This window comes from Psychrobacter piechaudii (genome assembly GCF_900162825.1).
GTDB lineage: Bacteria > Pseudomonadota > Gammaproteobacteria > Pseudomonadales > Moraxellaceae > Psychrobacter > Psychrobacter piechaudii.
In genome coordinates this window covers 25,444-44,389 of record NZ_FUGE01000214.1, presented here as the reverse complement: position 1 = coordinate 44,389, position 18,946 = coordinate 25,444, and the positions used below count along the sequence as shown (strand labels likewise).

The following is an 18,946-nucleotide window of genomic DNA, read 5'->3' as shown; positions in this document are numbered from 1 at the left end:
AAAAACCAATCTAGCTAAATCAACATACGATGCAGGATGGTTTGAGCTTAAACGACAACTGGAATACAAATGCAAGCATGCAGGTTGTCAGCTTGAGATGGTAAATGAGAGTTACACTACCCAGACTTGCTCGTGCTGCCACACAATAAGTGACAGTAGCTTGAGGGTAGAGCAGGTTTGCGAATAAAGGATGGACTTGTGCTGAGTGTGGCACATGGCATGATAGAGATACCAATGCTGCTAAGAACATCCTTGCGGTCGGGCTTGACCGTCTAGCTGTAGGAATCCCCTCGGTTTAGCGAGGGGAGGAAGTCAAAAATGGTTTGTGTTGATATTAACTATAGCAACTAAAGCATAAGAGACTCGCTACCACCCTAAGTGGCATAGTCTCATAAAGGAGTTCATCTTGATCACAGTTATTTCAGGAGCCGTGTTTTATAGTAAGCTTTCTCGTTTTTGGAAGCCTATATTATCCAAGTCTTTTTTGAAGTACAGTAATGTCTATCTTGCGGCTGTCTTATCTGGTATTTTACTTACCCTGACAGCAGCCCCCGCCCAAGCCAATGACGCTCTGAAAATGAGGCTCAGTGCCAGCAAAGTTGTGACTAATAATCAGGGCGAAAAGGTATATATTCCTGTAAATACGGCCAAAATTGGTACTCTAATCCAGTATAAAGCTACCTATAGCAATACTTTAAATACTGCGATTCAAAACACCACGGTAACCCTTCCTATTCCAGCCAATACAGAATTTACTGGAGAGGCTTATCCTCCTAGTGCCCAAGCTTCGCTTGATAACTACAATTACCGTGACCTACCCTTAATGCGTATGGTTGATGGGAAGCTGGTAGAAGTGCCTTATTCTGAATATAAATCTCTGCGCTGGGACATTAAGTATATTCCGCCACGCAAGTCAGTGAGCGTGGCCTTTAATACTATTGTGCATTAATACCTAGCCCAGCTCTCATCTGCATTTGAGACCTACGAACTTTGAAAACTAAAAAAAGGCTTATAAACAGAGAATTAATAACCCTCTATTTATAAGCCTTTATGGTTTTTTATATTTAAGTCTTTAAAAAACTGATATTAACCAAACCAGATTTCAATCGCTAACTAGCCAACCAACTCATCATCGTCCAATGTGGCTTGTGAGCTATCTACATCCAAACGATGCTCAAGCTTTAGATAATCTTCCGACTGCATTTCAAGCAGACGTGAGCGGGTCCGTTCAATCTCAAAGGCCAGCTTTTCACCTTGATATAATTCCAAGATAGACTGCTCTGCTCTAATTAGTAATTTCACACGGCGATCATAAAACTCATCTACTAAGTAAATGAAACGACGCGTAGGATCTCGCAGCACATCAGTTAAATCAGGAACGTTATCTACCAATACTGTAGTAAAGTTATTGGAGATCTCAATAAAGTCGTTGGCAGATCTTGGCTCCATACACAGCTGTCTGAAATCACAATACAAGACGGTCTTGGTGCGAGCGTTAATCTTAATTTCACGCCCATTAATAATAATGGGTTCTTTTGAAATCTTTTGATTATTGGCCAATGACACAAAACGGTTGGCCAACCAGTGACTATTTTCTTTGGTTAATGGATATTTATACAGCTCAGCTTGCTGCAGTAAACGTAAACGGTAATCAATACCTGAGTCGATATTCATTACAGTAGTGTGCTTCTCAAGCTCCGCTACTGCTGGCATGAAGCGATCCCTATGTAGTCCATCTTTATATAAACCCGATGGCTCAATATTTGAGGTGGCAACTAAGGTAATACCACGCTTAAACAGCATAGTAAACAAATCCCCTAAGATCATAGCGTCGGAGACGTTGGAGACAAAGAATTCATCGAAGCAAATTAGTACCGCCTCATCATGGATGATATCTGCCACTTTCTCTAAGGGGTCACTACTGCCTTGAAGTTTATTTAGCTCTTTGTGAACCCGCTGCATAAAGTGATGGAAATGCATCCGCATTTTGCGCTGTAGGGGCACAGACTCAAAGAACATATCCATCATCCAAGTTTTGCCTCGACCTACACCGCCCCACATGTAAAGCCCTTTTGGCGGAACAGGTTGCGATTTAAACAGGCCAAAAAAACTTTTTTTCTCTTTGGAGTTCTCTATCAGTTGATGATAAACCCCATCAAGATAGGTCATCGCCTGTTCCTGAATAGGATCATGATTAAACTCATCAGTAGCTATCGCAGCTTGGTACCTTTGTAATGGGGTCATATTCATATTTCAACTATCGCTCTTATCTCATCAAGGAATAAAAAACTAATTTTAGCCACTCAAGCGTTTTCCATCTCGCTGGCCTATTTATGGCTTATACTGCGTGTTGCTCTAATAAAGTTCTAATTTCAGTTAAACGCCCATGAAAGAAGTGGCCTGCCCCTTCAAGCACATAACTGGCGATTTGTTTATCTTCAGCAAATTTTTTCATAAGCTCAGGCTTAATCACAGTATCGGCATCGCCATAGATTTGAATGGTTTTTTGGGTCGGCAACATAACGTCAGAGGCATCATTGTTTTCAACAGAAGGAGCCATTAATATTACCTTTGTTAGCTCCATCTCAGTCAACCCCCAAATATGAGGCGTAACTAATAACTGCTCAGCGACCCTCGCAGTAATATAACCGCCAAAGGAAAAGCCTCCTAGCCATAGCTGATTTGCTGAGGTGTGATCGCTAATCCACTGTAATACCGCCATAGCATCTTCAATTTCACCTACCGCATAATCGTGCTCACCGGTCGACTTACCTGCCCCACGAAAGTTAAAACGCACCACATGCATGCCCTCATCACGGGCAAAGTTAAACATGGTGGTCACCACTTTATTCTTCATAGTACCATCAAATAAAGGGTTAGGATGACATAATAAAGCCACTTTTTTGGTGTTAGTATCCGTAGGATCCTCATTCTGCCATAGCGCTTCTACTTCAAGTTTTCCTGCAGGGCCATCAATCAAAAACTCTTCAGTTTTGGTTTTCATAGTCAAAATCTTTATCTTTTATATAATGGTTATTAGTTATTGCCAAAATTATAGCTAGGGTTATATATCTCAAGTGACCCCATGATAGCAAAAACTACCTTATAAGTGGGTAAGGCTGTGTTAATGTAGCAGGCAATGCATAGGAGGCATAAGCCAACTTATGCTCTACCTAGCCTCTAATAAATGCTAGTTAGCCTCTAATAAGTGCTAGCTGATATTATTGTAGTTGTAATATAGAAGCAATAAGCTCTACACTAAACAATGAACGCTCAATAATTGCGAAAGTATACTCTGATATACTACCATGACAACTATATTGCTTATTATTTGATGATCCTAATTTAGGATCCTGCATTTAACTTTGCTTGTTACTTATATTTACTTAGCTTTCCTTAGCTTATAGTTCCTTTTAATTATTTTGAGGCCTCTTATGACCACACTAGCTTGGCAAAAAATGACAAAATTCACTACTTTAGGTTTCCTTGCATCGGCTGCAATTGGCTTAAGCGCTTGTCAATCTACCCCCACTGCCCCTGTTATTCAGCGCGTAGACTCTACCTTTGAAACCACAGGTGTTGGCAAAACTAAAGTTCAGGCTCAAGAAAATGCTTTAGCCAGTGCCAAAAAGACTTGTGGCATGCGTCAGGCAGTCATTGTCAAAGATGAAGTCAAATACAATGGCTTGTTTGACCAAAGAACAGGACGCATGATTGATCAAGCAGGCGCAATTGCGGGCGTAGTCCTAGGTACAGGTAAACCTAACTTATCCCGTGACGACGACTATGAATATAATATCAGCTTCCGTTGTCAGTAATCTATTAAGCAAGCTCTAGACCCGTCTACAAAAAAGGTTCTTACTTAATAAGAACCTTTTTTATTATGCGGTATTTCTCGAAAAGTTATAACTACAAGCTAGCGTCTTGGATCAAAGGCATCTCTTAGCGCTTCTCCCACGAATATCAGTAATGACAACACGACGGTTAAACTAAAAAAGGCAGATAAGGCCAACCAAGGAGCATCTAGATTATCTTTACCTTGATTCATCAGCTCCCCTAATGAAGGAGAGCCTGGCGGTAATCCATAGCCCAAGAAGTCCAGTGAGGTCAAAGCCACAATATTGGCAGTTAATATAAAAGGCAGCTGAGACAAACTTGAAGCCAAAGCATTTGGAAGAATATGACGCAGCATAATTTGGCGGTCAGAGGCCCCTAAATTTCGGGCTGCTCTCACATAATCAAAATTACGTGCCCTTAAAAACTCTGCACGAACTAAGCCGACCAAACTCATCCAACCAAATAACAGCATTAAAGCAAATAACACCCAAACACTGGGGTTAAATAAGCTGACCAAAATAATAATCATAAACAGTTGAGGTAAGCCTGCCCATACCTCCATAAAGCGTTGGCCAATCAAATCCGGCCATCCGCCATAATAGCCTTGTACTGCACCCACGATAATCCCTATTAATGATCCCGCTAAGGTTAATGCCAAGCCAAAAATTAAAGAGATCCGCATTCCATAGAGAATTCGAGCCAATACATCCCTACCCGTATCGTCAGTCCCTAACCAATTATTGGCATTAGGCGGTGCCGGATAAGGCTGCTCTAGCTCAACACTGGCCGTCTGATCCGCAAACTCAATGAGTGGCATGATCATAAAGCCTTTTTGTTCAATCAGTTGTTTTACTGCTGGATCTTTATAGTCCGCTTCGGTCTCAAATACCCCACCAAACGCGGTTTCCGGATAAGCTTTAACCACTGGGAAATATAAATTATCCTCATATTTAACCAATAAAGGCTTATCATTGGCCACAAAATTAGCACCCAAACAGACTAAAGAGATGAGACAAAATAACAGCAGAGCCACCACTCCGAGTCTATTTCGTTTAAAACGATTGAGTCTTGCCTGCCATATTGGATTAACCAAAGGATTATCTTTACTCATCTTAGCGTCCCTCGAAGTCAATACGTGGGTCAATGAGATGATAGCTTATGTCACTAATAAGCTGTAATAACAAACCCACCAAGGTGAAGATGAATAAGGTGCCAAATATCACTGGATAGTCTCGCTGTACAATGGCCTCAAAGCCAAGTAAGCCTAAACCGTCAAGCTTAAATATAATCTCAATTAAGAGATTTCCAGTAAAAAATATACTGACAATGGCGGCAGGAATACCCGCAATAACAATCAGCATTGCATTTCTAAAGACATGACCATAAAGCACCTGGCGGTTGCTTAAACCTTTGGCCCGTGCAGTCAGCACATATTGCTTGGATAACTCTTCGATGAAACTAAATTTTGTTAAATAAGTAAGGGCTGCAAAGCCGCCAATGGTGCTTGCCGTCAGCGGTAACGCCAAATGCCAAAAATAGTCTTTGATTTTAGCCAAAGGGCTCAACTGATCAAAATTCTCTGAAACCAGTCCCTGTAAGGGGAAAATCTGCCAGTAACTCCCCCCTGCAAACAGCACCAGTAAAATAACACCGAACACAAATATAGGAATGGCATGACCAACCGCCAACATAACCGCGGTAAATTTATCAATACCTGAGCCGTGGTGCATCGCCTTATAGATACCCAAAGGTATGGCGATGAGATAGATAAGCAGGGTGCTCCAAAGACCAAGAGAAATAGAGACCGGTAATTTTTCTACGATTAGCTCGGTAACTGGCTTACCCTTAAAGAATGACGTACCAAAATCAAGCACGGCATAGTTTTTTAGCATAATCCAAAAGCGTTCAGGGGCCGGCTTATCAAAGCCATATTGTGCCTTAATGGCCTCTACCATCTCTTCAGACAGTCCTCTTGAGCCTCTATAAACCCCATCTGAAAGAATGCTACCCCCTCCCATTGCGGCTCCAGTGGTCTCCCCCTTGTTTTGAGCCAGCTCAATTTGTGCTATTTGCTGCTCAACTGGGCCACCTGGTGCTGCTTGAACCAATATAAAATTGGTTAAAAGAATGAGGAATAATGTGGGTATGATAAGCAATAACCGTTTTAAAATATAACGACCCATGACTCTATCCTTATTTATTACTGCTTATCATGATAGTTCCAATCCAATCCGTTGAGTTAGAAGTTATCTTTTAGGGCTCTTAAAGCACTAAACACGGTTAATGGCTTGGTGTCTGCAAGCTCCACCTGTCTTTGCACCCCATCGATAACCGTTAACTCTTCGCTACGCAAGAATACGTTAACCTGTCTTTCATGCTCTAAGGTCACTGGTAACGACGGCTTACCCTCTTCATTAAGGGCCTCAACTTGCTGTAAAGTTTGTTGCATGACTGAGTTGTCTGGTTCAATAGATAAGCCGAATCTTAAGTTTGAGGCAGTATATTCATGGGCTGGATAAAATAAAGTATTTTTAGGCAATTTATTTAACCGCTTAAAGCTTTCATATAATTGCTCTATAGTACCTGTAAAGACCCGACCACAGCCTGCACTAAATAAGGTGTCGCCACAGAAGACTTGCTTCTCATCTTCATGGGTCAATACATAAGCCAAATGCGAGGCGGTATGCCCAGGAACCGCCCATACTTGAGCTGTGTACCCCCAAGCACTTACTGAGCTGCCTTCTTTGACAATCTGGTCTGGACTCACTCCATGATCAGATCCCGCCACCACATGCGTCATAGGGTACATCTCACGTAGCTCTGCTATACCACCAATATGATCATCGTGATGATGAGTAACCCAAATGGCGGTCAACTCAAGTTGGTATTGCTGTAAATAGTCAGCAACGGGGGCCGCCTGACCTGGATCAATGACGATGGCTTGTTTATTCTTATCATTTACTAGCGCCCATATATAGTTATCAGTAAAGGCGGGGATAGGCGTAATAATTAAGCTCATGAAACTTCCTATTATTTAAAGTGTATTTATTCTTTAATATGACTAAGTCGTGTTCTCTTATGTCAAAATATCTTAGGCAATACTTTAAATTATCGTTTTAAATATTTATTAACAATAGATTCGGCAGATTTATCTACCCACCAGTAGTCAATACCTATAGCATTGTCTGGCAACGTTTTATGGTGACGATACTTATCCCAATAGACCACCCGGGTATTGGTAGTTCCATACATAGGAACCATATAATAGCCAGCCCGCAACAAGCGATCCAACACCTTAGTATAAAGCACAATCTCTTCTCTATTCGCGGCTTTAATGAGCTTGTCTATCACCGTATCAATGGCTTCATTCTTAATGCCACTGTAATTTTGGTTACCCTGCTCATCAGCTGCAGCACTACCCCACATATAGCTTTGTTCAGAGCCAGGTGAAGTGCTTTGCGGGAAACCAGCCACTATCATGTCATAGTCAAATCGTCTTAAGCGCTCTAAATATTGCGAGGTATCTACTTGACGAATCGAAACCGTAAAGCCTAGCTTTTTTAAGTTTCTCACGTAAGGCAAAAGTACTCGGCTCATTTTATCGTCAGTAATTAAGATCTCAAAGCTAGCTAGCTTGCCATTGGCTTGATATAGCTTCATATCTTGATAATAAAAACCAGCTTGTAGCAGTTTTTGTCGAGCATTTAATAGAGCTTGCCGATGGTAGCTTTTGCCATCTGACTTAGCAAGCTGCCACTTTGCCACAGTGGCTTGCCTTTGAATAGGCTCAAGCTTCGGCAGTAAAGGCTTTAACACCTCATATTCTTCTGTATCTGGCACTCCGGTAGCCGCCAACTCTGAGCCATGAAAGTAGCTTTCTAAACGCTCGTATTGATCATAGAACAAAGTCTTGTTCATTAGCTCAAAGTCAAAAGCATCGGTCATCGCTTGACGGACCTGTATATCGGAAAAGATATCTTTTCGAAGATTCATCACCAAAGCCTGCATCATCACAGGGTTCTTGGTAACAATGGCTTCTTTTTTTATCAACCCTGCTCTGGCAGCACCAAAGTCATAAGCGGTTGTCCACTTCCTAGCAGAACTTTCTTGCCGAAAGTGATACTGCCCTACCTTAAATCCTTCTAGTGCAATTTCATCACTACCGTAGTAGAGGTATTTAATGTAATCAAAGTTAAACCGGCCTTTGTTAACCATAAGCTGTCTTCCCCAATAGTTAGGGTCACGCTTATAAGTCACACTACGCCCTTGTTCAATGTTAAGCAACTTGTAAGGACCACTGCCCATTAAGGGAGTAAGCGATAACTTTTCAAAATCCTTCTCAACCGAAGCTTTTTTAAAGATTGGAAACTGACCAACCGTCAATAATAAAACTTCTTTATTGTCAGAAGATTTGAAATGAAACTTTACTCGGTACTTATCTAGGACTTCCACTTTATCGATAGCAGCCAAATAACTGCGCACTTGCATCAGTCCTTTGTTCAAATAAGCATCATAAGTAGCTTGGACATCATCACTAGTGACAGCGCTACCATCCCAAAATTTGGCATTAGGATCGATATGGTAAATAATCCAGCTGGTATCATCAGGGTCGTAAGTGACTTTTTCAGCCAGCTGCGGGTACATAACAAAAGACTCATTCAATGAGCCTGATAATAAGGTGTCGTAAAGATAGTCAGTACCATTCATAGCCACCCCTGTAGTCATCCAGGGGTTGGCACTGTTAAAGGTACCCAGTGCTGATAGCAATAACGTACCGCCTTTTGGGGCTTTAGGGTTGGCATAAGGTAGATAAGGCGCATTAATATAACGCGCCTCACTATTGTGGCCAATGGCTGTCACAGTAATAGGATCAGCATAAGCACTAGGCGCTAAACTAAGCAATACCGCACTCATTAAGGTCGAGGCAAAACAAGCATTCTGTCTTTTGGAAAACAGCTTAATTTGCATTTACCCCCTCCTTAAATAAGTTTAATTCCTAGTATAGAAGCAACCACCCTAAAGCTTTAGAGATGGTAGCTTTAGAAATGATTAAGTTTGATTTAATCCGATTTAATTAAGCCTGTTTTTTAGCAAATTCAACCATGAAATCACATAAAGCTTGCACCGACTCTAAGCTCACAGCATTGTAGATGCTGGCACGCATACCGCCTACATCACGATGCCCTTTTAGGTTTAATAAGCCTGCTTCTTCAGCTTCTGTTAAAAACTGCCCATCTAAACTACTGTCTTTTAAGGTAAAAGACACGTTCATAATTGAGCGATACTGAGGGTCTACGTTATTAATGTAAAACTCGCTGTCATCGATGGTTTTATATAATAATTCTGCTTTTTGACGGTTAATTTTTGCAATGGCCTCTAAGCCACCTTGTTGCTCTAACCACTCAAACACAAGCCCTGCTAAATACCAAGAATAGGTGGCTGGCGTGTTCAGCATAGATTCCTTGTTCACTTGATTGGCATAATCAAGTAAGGCTGGGCACCACTCGCTAGCTTTACCAATTAAATCTTCACGGATAATCACAATAACCAAACCTGCAGGACCAATATTTTTTTGAGCCCCTGCATAAATCATCCCAAATTTCGAGACATCAATAGGTTCTGACAAGATACAAGAAGACATATCCGCAATTAATGGCGCATCCACTTGGGGTGGCTGAAAAATTTGTACCCCGTGAATAGTTTCATTAGCACAGTAATGAAAATATTGTGCCCCTTCAGTTAGCTGCCACTCATCTTGATCAGGAACTGTAGTAAAGTTTGATGCTTTGCTAGAAGCCACTTCATTCACTTCACCCAATCCTAGCTGGGCGTAGCGTTTGGCCTCTTTAATAGCTTTGCCTGACCAAGCGCCCGTAGTCAAATAATCTGCTTTACCTTGACTCTTCTCGTTACCCAATAGGTTTAACGGAATAGCAGAGAATTGAAGCGTTGCTCCACCTTGTAAGAACAACACTTTGTAATTATCAGGGATATTCATTAAACGGCGTAAGCTTTGCTCTGCTTCTTGCGCCACTTTCACATAGTCAGCGCTACGATGGCTCATCTCCATAATAGAGACGCCTTTCCCTCTCCAATCCAACATCTCAGCTTGTGCTTTTAGCAACACTTCTGTCGGTAAAGACGCTGGCCCAGCACAAAAATTGTGTTTACGATTGAGAGAAGCTTCATCATTTAAGTTAGCGGCTGCAGTTACTTGGTTCATAATTTTCCTACAAAACAAAATAAGGTGGGTGGGGGTATAGCATTTTAGGTTAATTGGATAAGTATAATACAATTATCAAAGCGTTGACCTCCTCCCCTCGCTAAACAGAGGGGATTCCTACAGCTAGACGGTCAAGCCCGACCGCAAGGATGTTCTTAGCAGCATTGATATCTCTATCATGCCACGTGCCACACTCAGCACAAGTCCATCCTCTTATTCCAAGACCTGTTCTACCTTTCGGACTACTATCACTTATTTTATGACAGTACGAACAGGTCTGGGTAGTGTATTTCTCATTTACGATCTCAAAATGACAACCTGCATGCTTGCATTTATATTCCAGTTGTCTTTTAAGCTCAAACCATCCTGCATCGTATGTCGATTTAGCCAGCTTGGTTTTTTTAGTTGTAAATGAACGTGATTTAACATCACCAACGACAATTAAAGCATTATCTTTAACAAGCTTGATGGTGAACTTATGGATTAAATCTAATCTTGTGTTTTTAATTTTGGCGTGGATTGCTTTGACACGCTCTTTATTCTTGGCGCGCTGAGCGGTTGCTAATTTATGCGCCCATTTTTGAGTTTGCTTAGGAATTAGCTTTTCGCCGTTTGACGTGGTGGCAGCTTCTTTTAAGCCTAAGTCAATGCCAACACTACCCGTACCGCTTACTTGTTTAGGGTAATCTTTAACAGTAATACACGCATACCAACGATTACGACTGTCTTGTACTATCTCAAGCGTGTTGATTTGATACAAAGACAGGTTGTAGCTGTCAAACACGTTAATGATTAACTTGTCACCTTTAGAGAGTGATAGCCGTATGGTTGATTTAAGTGCTTTCTTTCCCGTTTGTCTGGTATGTAGATACTTGATAGCAGATTTCTTAAAAGGTATCCAGCCCAGTGATTTGCGTTTTGCATCAGGACGATTGGTACGCCAATTAAGCTTAGCTTTTTTAAACTGTTTACGTGATTTAGCGTGAGTCTCATTAATAGCTTGCAAGGTTTGACTATGCAAACCTAAATACTCACCACTTCCTTTAGTGTACTGACTTAGATCATAAGCACTAAAGAACTCACCGGTACGTTTTAAATGCTCAAAGCAAAGCGCATTAACATAGTTCCACACGAAGTTCACCGAACCGCTTAGCTGATTCAGCTCTTTTACGTGCTTGTCTTTAATGCGTAGCTTGAGGGTTTTCATATCTTTAGTATGGCGAGGTTAGTTTTAACTTACAACCTTTTAATTACTTATCACGACAGTATATGTCATCTTATATCCCCCCCTTGAAACGGATGGTTTTATGGTGACCGGTGATAAACACTGTTAACTGACTCAGTATTTATTCAAAAGAGGAACGACTTTAATGTTGATTAAGCATTTGCCACAGCTGTTTTTTCAGTTCACCGTCTTGTAGCATATCTGCTAAAGAAGGCAAAGTAGTAAGCTGTGGATGCTCCAAACTTTTAGGCATATTAGTTACAGCGCCAACTTTTACATCATTTCTTTTGGCCAAGCAAAATACAAAGCCTGCCACACTAGCATTCGCAGACTCCTTATCGCTAATACCTGGACAAATCGGGAATTTTAGCACTTGAGGAGTTATCGATAAGGCACTCAGGATATTTTCCCAAAGAGTCAACTGCTGCGGCAGCTTCAATGCCTCAGCATCCGCTATTAACACCCAATCTTTAAAGCTTACACCCAAAATTTCAAAAGGAGCCACTTGCTCTAAACTATCGGCTAAGCTTACCTTCGCCTTAGCTGTCTGTTCTTCAGATGCTACGAACTTTTTCTTTAAAGCTTGTATCGGATTGGCAGTTAGCTGCTCCTGGTTAGCTGTGGGTTGGTCTACAACTGGGCTATCTGCTGTTGAAGTATTATCCGGTTTTGCGTTTGCGTTAGGCTCTTCATCAGCAGCCGCTACTGGCGTTTCAGAGACCACTGCTAACCTAATACTAGGACTGCTTTGGTCATGGATCGTATCCCTGTGCTGCTTAACTGCCGTATCATAGTCCACTAGGGTGGTAGCTCTATCGCGCTGAACCCAGATATTAAGCCCCATCATGCCCAATATGTGTCTCTGCTGAATTAATAAGGCAGGCACAGCACTATCTACCCCTTTATTGGGAGTTAATGAATTTACAGAAGCTTGATAGGCAGCGGTCATAGAGATATCATTTTTCAATTATAGAACCCATGCATGGAGCTCGTGTGGTTTCTTACCCATTAGGAAAACATAAAATCTTTAAAATCAGTAATCAAAGTTAGAGCCTAAGTTTACCAAAGATCTGCTCATATCTCGATGTTAATTTGCAGATTAGCAGGCTCAGTCAGGCTTTATCAGTACCAAAAAATATAAAAACACAAATATAAAAAAACCTGCTACCTTTCAGGCTCTAAGCCTTACAGATAACAGGTTTTTAACCTCCTTTAACGGTGGTCACTATCACCACCCTTAAAGTGAGTTACAGCAGACTATTTAGCCTCTGCTTCTTGGCCTTCACCCCAGATTTTTGGATACTTATAACCTGGGAAAGATTCGTGCGCATAAGCCTTAAAGCTTTCTGAGTTATAAGCGTCTGTTACATCTTTAACCCATTTTGCATCTTTATCGGACGCTTTAATCGCTGACCAGTTAACATAGGCAAAGCTGGCTTCTTGGAATAAAGCTTCTGTTAGCTTAATACCAGAGTCAGTAGCGTAGTTACCGTTGATGATAGCAAAGTCAACATCATCACGAGCACGAGGTAACTGCGCTGCTTCTAACTCAATGATATCAATGTTTTTTGGGTTAGTAGCGATATCAGACTTAGAAGCTGTTAAAGGATCAACGTTGTCTTTTAGGGTAATCCAGCCCAAATCATCCATCATAACTAATGCACGAGCGAAGTTACTCGGATCGTTCGGTGCAGATACTTTCATACCGTCATAAGCTTCTTCTAAAGACTTCTTCTTACCACTGTACACCCCTAGTGGTGCGGTAGGTACTTGGAATACTTCAACAAGATCTAAGTTATTTTCTGCTTTAAAAGTATCTAAATAAGGCTTGTGTTGGAAGATGTTAATATCCAAATCACCTTCAGCTAGCGCTAAGTTAGGACGAACATAATCTGTGAAAGTCGTCAGCTTAACCGTATACCCTTGTGCTTCAAGCTCGCCTTTAACTTGATCGCGAACCATATCAGCGAAGTCACCTTCAGTGGTGCCGATTACAATAGTCTTTTTCTCTTCAGTAGCAGCACCGGCATCAGCATTGGCTGCGTCTTGGTTAGCACTGTTATTACAACCTACTAATGCTAGGCCTGAAATACCAGCTATGGCGGCTGCGGCAAAAATTTGCTTACGAATTTCAGCTATTTTCATGGATCAATCCTTTAAATAAGAAGGGGCCTTTAGCAAATAATTTTGTAAAGGCTCATTAAAGTTAAAATGTTACTACAGAATTAATAATTGTTACTGCAGTTTATGGGTTACATTCTAACCGATATCTGCAAGCTTCTACATGAAACTTTTGGCACTACTTATGAATAAAATTCATTAAGGCATTAGCATTAAAATACTACAAGGCACTAAAGGTTCAGCGCTACTGTCAAAAATCTGCAATTAACGCTTATCAAGTTTGGCCGCTAATAAGTTACCAATACCCTGAATACCAATTACCATAATTGAAAGCATAATCACAATAAAGATCATAACTTCAGTTTGATAACGATAGTAACCATAACGAATGGCCAAGTCGCCCAAACCACCGCCACCAATCATACCAGCTGCCGCTGAATAAGACAGTAAGCTAATACAAAGTATGGTTACTGATAGCACCAATCCTGAACGGGCTTCGGTCAATAACACTTTGATAATGGTAAAAGGAGTGGCTCCCATAGATTCGGTAGCCTCAACAATACCGCGTGGTACTTCTCTAAGGTTCTGTTCGACTAATCGAGCAAAGTAAAACGAGCCTGCCAGCGCCAATACTAACGATGCAGCAATAGGACCAATACTGGTTCCGATTAAGGATTTGGTAAAGGGAGTCATCGCAATCATTAAGATAACGAAGGGGAAAGCTCGCATAAAGTTGGTTATACCGCCTAGAAGCGCATAAAAGCTCTTATTTTGCAGCAACTGCTTATCACTGGTTAAGAATAAAAACACCCCAAACAAGCCACCGATAATAATGGCCGCTACGGTCGATATACCTAACATCACAAAGGTATCAATCATCGCTTGCCAGATTTCATTACGCAGCTCCCAAAGACGGGCTGTGGCATCGTTAAAACTCATTGCTAACATTATTAGTCCTCCTGAACCAAGCCGCGACCCACTTCAGTGGTGGCTATAATTTGACCATCAACAACATCAGCCACCTCAAGTAAATGGCCTTCATGCAACAATGCAGCACGATTACAAATACGGCGAATAACGCTCATTTCATGAGTTACGATGACAATGGTCACACCCAACTTTTCATTCACTTCTTTTAAGGTGCTTAATAAGGCTCTAGTAGTCGAAGGGTCAAGGGCACTGGTCGGCTCATCAGCCAAAAGTACTTTTGGATTAGGAGCAATAGCACGGGCAATACCAACGCGCTGCTTTTGTCCGCCTGAAAGCTGAGCAGGATAATGATTGGCTCGATCGGTTAAATTAACGATCTCCAAACACTCCATGACTCGAGCATAAATATTATCTTTGGCATAGCCTGCAACTTTTAAGTTAAACGCCACATTTTCAAAAACAGTTTTATTAGACATCAAGTTAAACTGCTGAAAAATCATACCGACATTATGACGAGCAACCCTTAACTGTTTTGGATTCATATCAGTCAGCACTTCACCATCGATAGTAACTGTGCCGCCATCAGGACGTTCAAGCAAATTCATTAAGCGCAATAAGGTCGATTTCCCTGCCCCAGAATACCCCATCAAACCAAAGATTTCTCCCTGCTTAACAGTCAATGAAATCGGTTCGACAGCAGTAAACCAATGGGTTTTACCATCCTTTTGAGTCTGGAATTTTTTGTATACTTGATCTAGAACAATCATATCGCTCATGGCAGTCATCTTGAATAACGGTTTACAGCTTTTGAAGTTACACTGAATTTAGGAAACAAACACAGTCTAAATCGACTGTAATGAAAATTACAAAGCGCAATAATATAGCATACTGCACTGTTTATAACATCAATTTATCCAAACAAAAGCCATGATTAACTAGAATATCTAAATTCAATTCATACAATTAACCCCATCAATTGGCCATAGAAATTCTTGGCATTAAGGGGTCTCGAAAATTGGACTAAAAATCCGACTAGCCACTTAACGTCTAAATATATTAAGTAAGATACTAAGTACCACACTCACCACAATCATAGTGACTATTGGGAAATACACTCGAGTATTACCTGATTCATAACGAATATCACCAGGCAGTTTCCCCAACCAAGAAAAAGCTCCTGGAAAAGCACTCCAAATTAGGCCTAGCACCACTAAAACCACCCCAATCAATATTAAAACCTTTGCCATAACATCCTCCTTTGAGTTAAAAAACTATCAATAATAAATTAAACCTACTATTTTAGGGGTTTCTTACCAATAATAGACTGGCAAGGTAACAAACCTGCACCTAATGGCTATATTTTGATAAAATGAATTCTAATTATCCCATATACTATGGGCCAGATTATGTTGTGCCTTTTTATATCGCCAATAGCAACCGGCCTATTGTGTAATATTTCCCCATTAATAAACATACCTCATTAAGTTAACAAGGATATATATGAATATTTTAATTATTGGTTCTGGCGGTCGTGAACATGCACTAGCGTGGCAATGTGCAAAAGACGCCGATGTCACCACAGTCTATGTGGCCAATGGCAACGCTGGTACAGCTCTTGAACCAAAATGTGAAAATATTGACCTTGATACCACAGATCACCAAGCGGTTATTGATTTTTGTCAACAAAATAAAGTTGAGCTCATCATCGTAGGCCCAGAAGCTCCTTTAGTAGCTGGCTTAGTAGATGACTGCAAAAAAGCAAATATCGCCACTTGGGGCCCGACTCAATATTGTGCCCAGCTTGAAGGCTCTAAGACTTTTGCAAAAGAGTTTATGCAGGCCAATAATATCCCAACTGCGAAATATGAGGCTTTTACTGACATAGAAGCTGCTAAAGCTTATATCAATGAAAATGGTGCACCCATTGTAGTCAAAGCAGATGGCCTAGCAGCAGGTAAAGGGGTTATCGTAGCTGAAACTATCGAACAAGCTCACAGCGCTATTGAAGATATGCTTGGCGACAATAAATTTGGGGATGCCGGTAGCCGTGTGGTAATTGAGCAGTTTTTACAAGGGGAAGAAGCCAGCTTTATCTGTATGATTGATGGCGAAAATATCTTACCTATGGCCACTAGCCAAGACCACAAACGTGTGGGCGAAGGTGATACTGGACCAAATACTGGCGGTATGGGTGCTTACTCGCCCGCCCCTGTAGTGACTCAAGAGGTTCATCAAAAGGTTATCGATCAAGTTATTCAGCCTGTAGTTGATGCCATGAAGCAAGCAGGTCACCCCTACACCGGTTTCTTGTATGCGGGTCTAATGATTGATGACAAAAACGATCCTTACGTTATTGAATTTAACTGCCGCTTTGGCGACCCTGAAACTCAGCCTATCTTAATGCGCCTAAAAAGCTCATTGGTGAAACTTGTCCAACAAGGAATTGCGGGTGAATTACCAGAATCTGCTGAGTGGGATGAGCGTGCGGCCTTAGGTATTGTACTGGCTTCAAAAGGCTATCCTGAAACGTCTTCTAAAGGGGATGTGATTACTGGTCTTCCAGAGCTAGAAAGCAGCGAAACCACTAAAGTATTCCATGCCGGGACTAAAGCCGATGGCGAACATGTTGTCACTAATGGTGGCCGTGTGCTTTGTGTTACAGCTTTAGGGGATACCATTGCCGATGCACAGAGTGAAGCTTTAAAAGTTACCGCTTCTATTCAGTTTGAAGGTGCACATTATCGCCGTGACATTGGTTATAGAGCAGTTAACCGTGGCTAATAAAGCACCCTCTTTATTGGCTTTATTGTGATATAAATCATAGGGCTAAATATTACCATTGTTTTGTGGGTATTTAGCCCCATTGACATATTAGATACCTAGCTATTTTACTAAGTTGGTTATTAAAACTCTTAGGTCAGTGCGTCACAACAATAACGATGCTACTCTAGAACAATGCTACTCTAGAAAGCAAGCCAACAAAAAAGTAGCCTTAATTGGTACGGTTAAAATAATTATAAGTTAATAACTATCAGGATATTTGTGCCAACCCTAATTACTTATATTGCTGTTTAAAGGCCAACATAGCCACAGCTTTAGTTTTCTAAATGGTTAAAACATGTCAAATTCACATTCTTCAACACCGCCACAAACAGACTTACCAAAAAGCCGTTTAACAAATGAGATGGGTGAACTTAAGACTTCTCGTTTAGATCGCCGTCTTTCTATGGCCAAAACCTCTTTAAATTTAGGAAGACGTTGGGCAGGCAACAGCTTTAGCGGTCTTTTTCTAAGTAAAGAAGAAAGAGCCTCTCGCAACCAAGAGTTTATGAAAGAGCAAGCGGCTTATTTAGCAGATGAATTAGGTAAGCTAAAAGGTTCAGTAGTGAAGATTGGTCAAATGCTGGCTTTATACGGTGAGCATTTCTTACATCCTGAAATAACTGCAGCCTTACATCGCTTGAATGACAGTACCGCAAGCTTGTCATGGCCAGTAGTAGAGTCTGCTCTACGCCAACAGCTTGGCAACCGTTTAGATGAGTTAGAGGTTTCCCCGACTCCTATTGGCACAGCGTCCTTGGCACAAGTACACCGAGCTACCATTAAGTCTACAGGTCAACAGGTAGTACTTAAGGTCCAATATCCTGGCGTTGCGGATGCTATTGATTCGGACTTAAGCTTATTCAAGCACTTATTAAAAGTGACTAACGCAGTACCGCAAACCAAAGCGTTAGATGAATGGTTTAATGAAATTAGCGATTTATTAAAGGTCGAGGTGGACTATGTTGCAGAAGCCCAGACCACTATGCGCTTTTATGAGCGCCTAAAAGATGATGAGCGTTACGGAGTTCCTAAAGTTTATGAAGCCTACTCTACCCCAAGACTACTGTGCCTAAGCTTTGAAGAAGGGGTTCCAGTTACCAATGCTAACCTAAAAGCTTTACCACAACGTCGCCGAGATGCTTTAGGTAAAGCCGCTATCGATATCATGCTCAATGAAATCTTTGTTTGGGGAGAGATGCAAACTGACCCCAATTTTGGTAACTATTTAATTCGCTCAGAGCCTGCAGATAAGCCAGATGGCAAAGACAAGCTTATTTTATTAGACTTCGGGGCCATGCGTCAGTTCGATGATGATTTATTAAAAATTGCCCGCAATCTTATGTTAGCAGGTTTTAATTATGATAAGCAGCAAATGATGGATGCCATGCAAGGCTATGAATTCTTCGATATTATGAGCTTGGAGGTAAAAGCCAATATGGCCGAGGTTTTCTTATTGGCGACAGAACCCTTTAGAAATCCTAGCTTGCCGCAAAATAAGTCCAGTGATTTGATAGATGAACATGGCTATTACCACTGGGCCAATAGCAATTTACATAAGCGACTGATGGAAGGCTCAGCCAGTGCTATGCAGTCTCGCGAGTTCAGTTTACCCCCAAAAGAATTTATGTTTATCAGTCGTAAGTTTATTGGCGCCTATACCTTTTTAACGGTATTAAATGCCAGAACCAACACCTATGACACCCTGAGTAAGTTTGTGCCTATTAACATGTAAATATAACATGCAAACGCCTCAGTACTAAAGGATTATAGGCTTCACTGAGCCAATA

At 41.2% G+C, this 18,946-nt stretch carries 17 protein-coding genes and 1 pseudogene; 5 read left to right on the top strand and 13 right to left on the bottom strand.

What is annotated here, in order from left to right:
• A pseudogene (locus A1019T_RS14035) lies at positions 1–299 on the top strand (RNA-guided endonuclease InsQ/TnpB family protein); the annotation flags it as partial.
• Positions 300–406: 107 nt separating this feature from the next.
• Positions 407–949 (top strand): hypothetical protein, encoded by a 543-nt coding sequence (locus A1019T_RS11530; RefSeq protein WP_244156652.1) that lies wholly within the window; start codon positions 407–409, stop codon positions 947–949.
• Positions 950–1,113: 164 nt separating this feature from the next.
• Here the strand turns inward: A1019T_RS11530 and zapE are convergent, their stop codons facing one another.
• Positions 1,114–2,250 carry a cell division protein ZapE gene (zapE, locus tag A1019T_RS11525; RefSeq protein WP_077451760.1) on the bottom strand — a complete coding sequence of 379 codons (1,137 nt, stop codon included), beginning with the start codon at positions 2,248–2,250 and terminating at the stop codon, positions 1,114–1,116.
• 88 nt (positions 2,251–2,338) lie between these two features.
• On the bottom strand, positions 2,339–3,004 hold the full coding sequence (locus A1019T_RS11520; RefSeq protein ID WP_077451759.1) for an alpha/beta hydrolase: 666 nt from the start codon (positions 3,002–3,004) through the stop codon (positions 2,339–2,341).
• A gap of 430 nt (positions 3,005–3,434) precedes the next feature.
• Here A1019T_RS11520 and A1019T_RS11515 point away from each other — a divergent pair, with 430 nt between their 5' ends.
• Positions 3,435–3,818 (top strand): hypothetical protein, encoded by a 384-nt coding sequence (locus A1019T_RS11515; RefSeq protein ID WP_077451758.1) that lies wholly within the window; start codon positions 3,435–3,437, stop codon positions 3,816–3,818.
• 98 nt (positions 3,819–3,916) lie between these two features.
• On the opposite strand, the gene A1019T_RS11510 is transcribed toward A1019T_RS11515, so the two are convergent.
• From A1019T_RS11510 to A1019T_RS11460, 11 genes are all read right to left on the bottom strand, one after another.
• The gene (locus tag A1019T_RS11510; protein ID WP_077451757.1) at positions 3,917–4,948 is read right to left on the bottom strand and encodes an ABC transporter permease; all 1,032 of its coding nucleotides are present in this window, start codon (positions 4,946–4,948) and stop codon (positions 3,917–3,919) included.
• A gap of 1 nt (position 4,949) precedes the next feature.
• Entirely contained in the window at positions 4,950–6,020 is a 1,071-nt protein-coding gene (locus A1019T_RS11505; protein WP_077451756.1) for a microcin C ABC transporter permease YejB, read from the bottom strand.
• A gap of 56 nt (positions 6,021–6,076) precedes the next feature.
• Positions 6,077–6,856 carry a hydroxyacylglutathione hydrolase gene (gene gloB / locus A1019T_RS11500; protein ID WP_077451755.1) on the bottom strand — a complete coding sequence of 260 codons (780 nt, stop codon included), beginning with the start codon at positions 6,854–6,856 and terminating at the stop codon, positions 6,077–6,079.
• An 89-nt stretch (positions 6,857–6,945) separates the two neighbouring features.
• Complete coding sequence (locus tag A1019T_RS11495) at positions 6,946–8,805, bottom strand: extracellular solute-binding protein (protein ID WP_077451754.1); 1,860 nt, start codon at positions 8,803–8,805, stop codon at positions 6,946–6,948.
• 106 nt (positions 8,806–8,911) lie between these two features.
• Entirely contained in the window at positions 8,912–10,060 is a 1,149-nt protein-coding gene (gene serC, locus A1019T_RS11490; protein ID WP_077451753.1) for a 3-phosphoserine/phosphohydroxythreonine transaminase, read from the bottom strand.
• 100 nt (positions 10,061–10,160) lie between these two features.
• Positions 10,161–11,267: an RNA-guided endonuclease InsQ/TnpB family protein gene (locus tag A1019T_RS11485; protein ID WP_077451752.1), complete on the bottom strand. Its 1,107-nt coding sequence runs from the start codon at positions 11,265–11,267 to the stop codon at positions 10,161–10,163.
• Between the two features lie 160 nt (positions 11,268–11,427).
• Complete coding sequence (locus tag A1019T_RS11480) at positions 11,428–12,234, bottom strand: hypothetical protein (protein ID WP_077451751.1); 807 nt, start codon at positions 12,232–12,234, stop codon at positions 11,428–11,430.
• 308 nt (positions 12,235–12,542) lie between these two features.
• A complete protein-coding gene (locus tag A1019T_RS11475; protein ID WP_077451750.1) occupies positions 12,543–13,430 on the bottom strand; it encodes a MetQ/NlpA family ABC transporter substrate-binding protein in 888 nt (295 codons plus the stop codon).
• A gap of 240 nt (positions 13,431–13,670) precedes the next feature.
• Complete coding sequence (locus tag A1019T_RS11470; RefSeq protein WP_077451749.1) at positions 13,671–14,354, bottom strand: methionine ABC transporter permease; 684 nt, start codon at positions 14,352–14,354, stop codon at positions 13,671–13,673.
• Between the two features lie 2 nt (positions 14,355–14,356).
• Positions 14,357–15,112 carry a methionine ABC transporter ATP-binding protein gene (locus A1019T_RS11465; protein ID WP_208608074.1) on the bottom strand — a complete coding sequence of 252 codons (756 nt, stop codon included), beginning with the start codon at positions 15,110–15,112 and terminating at the stop codon, positions 14,357–14,359.
• 264 nt (positions 15,113–15,376) lie between these two features.
• Positions 15,377–15,583: a DUF2905 domain-containing protein gene (locus A1019T_RS11460; RefSeq protein ID WP_077451747.1), complete on the bottom strand. Its 207-nt coding sequence runs from the start codon at positions 15,581–15,583 to the stop codon at positions 15,377–15,379.
• Between the two features lie 253 nt (positions 15,584–15,836).
• On the opposite strand from A1019T_RS11460, the gene purD reads away from it, so the two are divergent.
• A complete protein-coding gene (purD, locus tag A1019T_RS11455) occupies positions 15,837–17,117 on the top strand; it encodes a phosphoribosylamine--glycine ligase (protein ID WP_077451746.1) in 1,281 nt (426 codons plus the stop codon).
• Positions 17,118–17,454: 337 nt separating this feature from the next.
• Positions 17,455–18,891 carry an ABC1 kinase family protein gene (locus A1019T_RS11450; protein ID WP_077451745.1) on the top strand — a complete coding sequence of 479 codons (1,437 nt, stop codon included), beginning with the start codon at positions 17,455–17,457 and terminating at the stop codon, positions 18,889–18,891.
• The last annotated feature ends 55 nt before the right edge of the window (positions 18,892–18,946 follow it).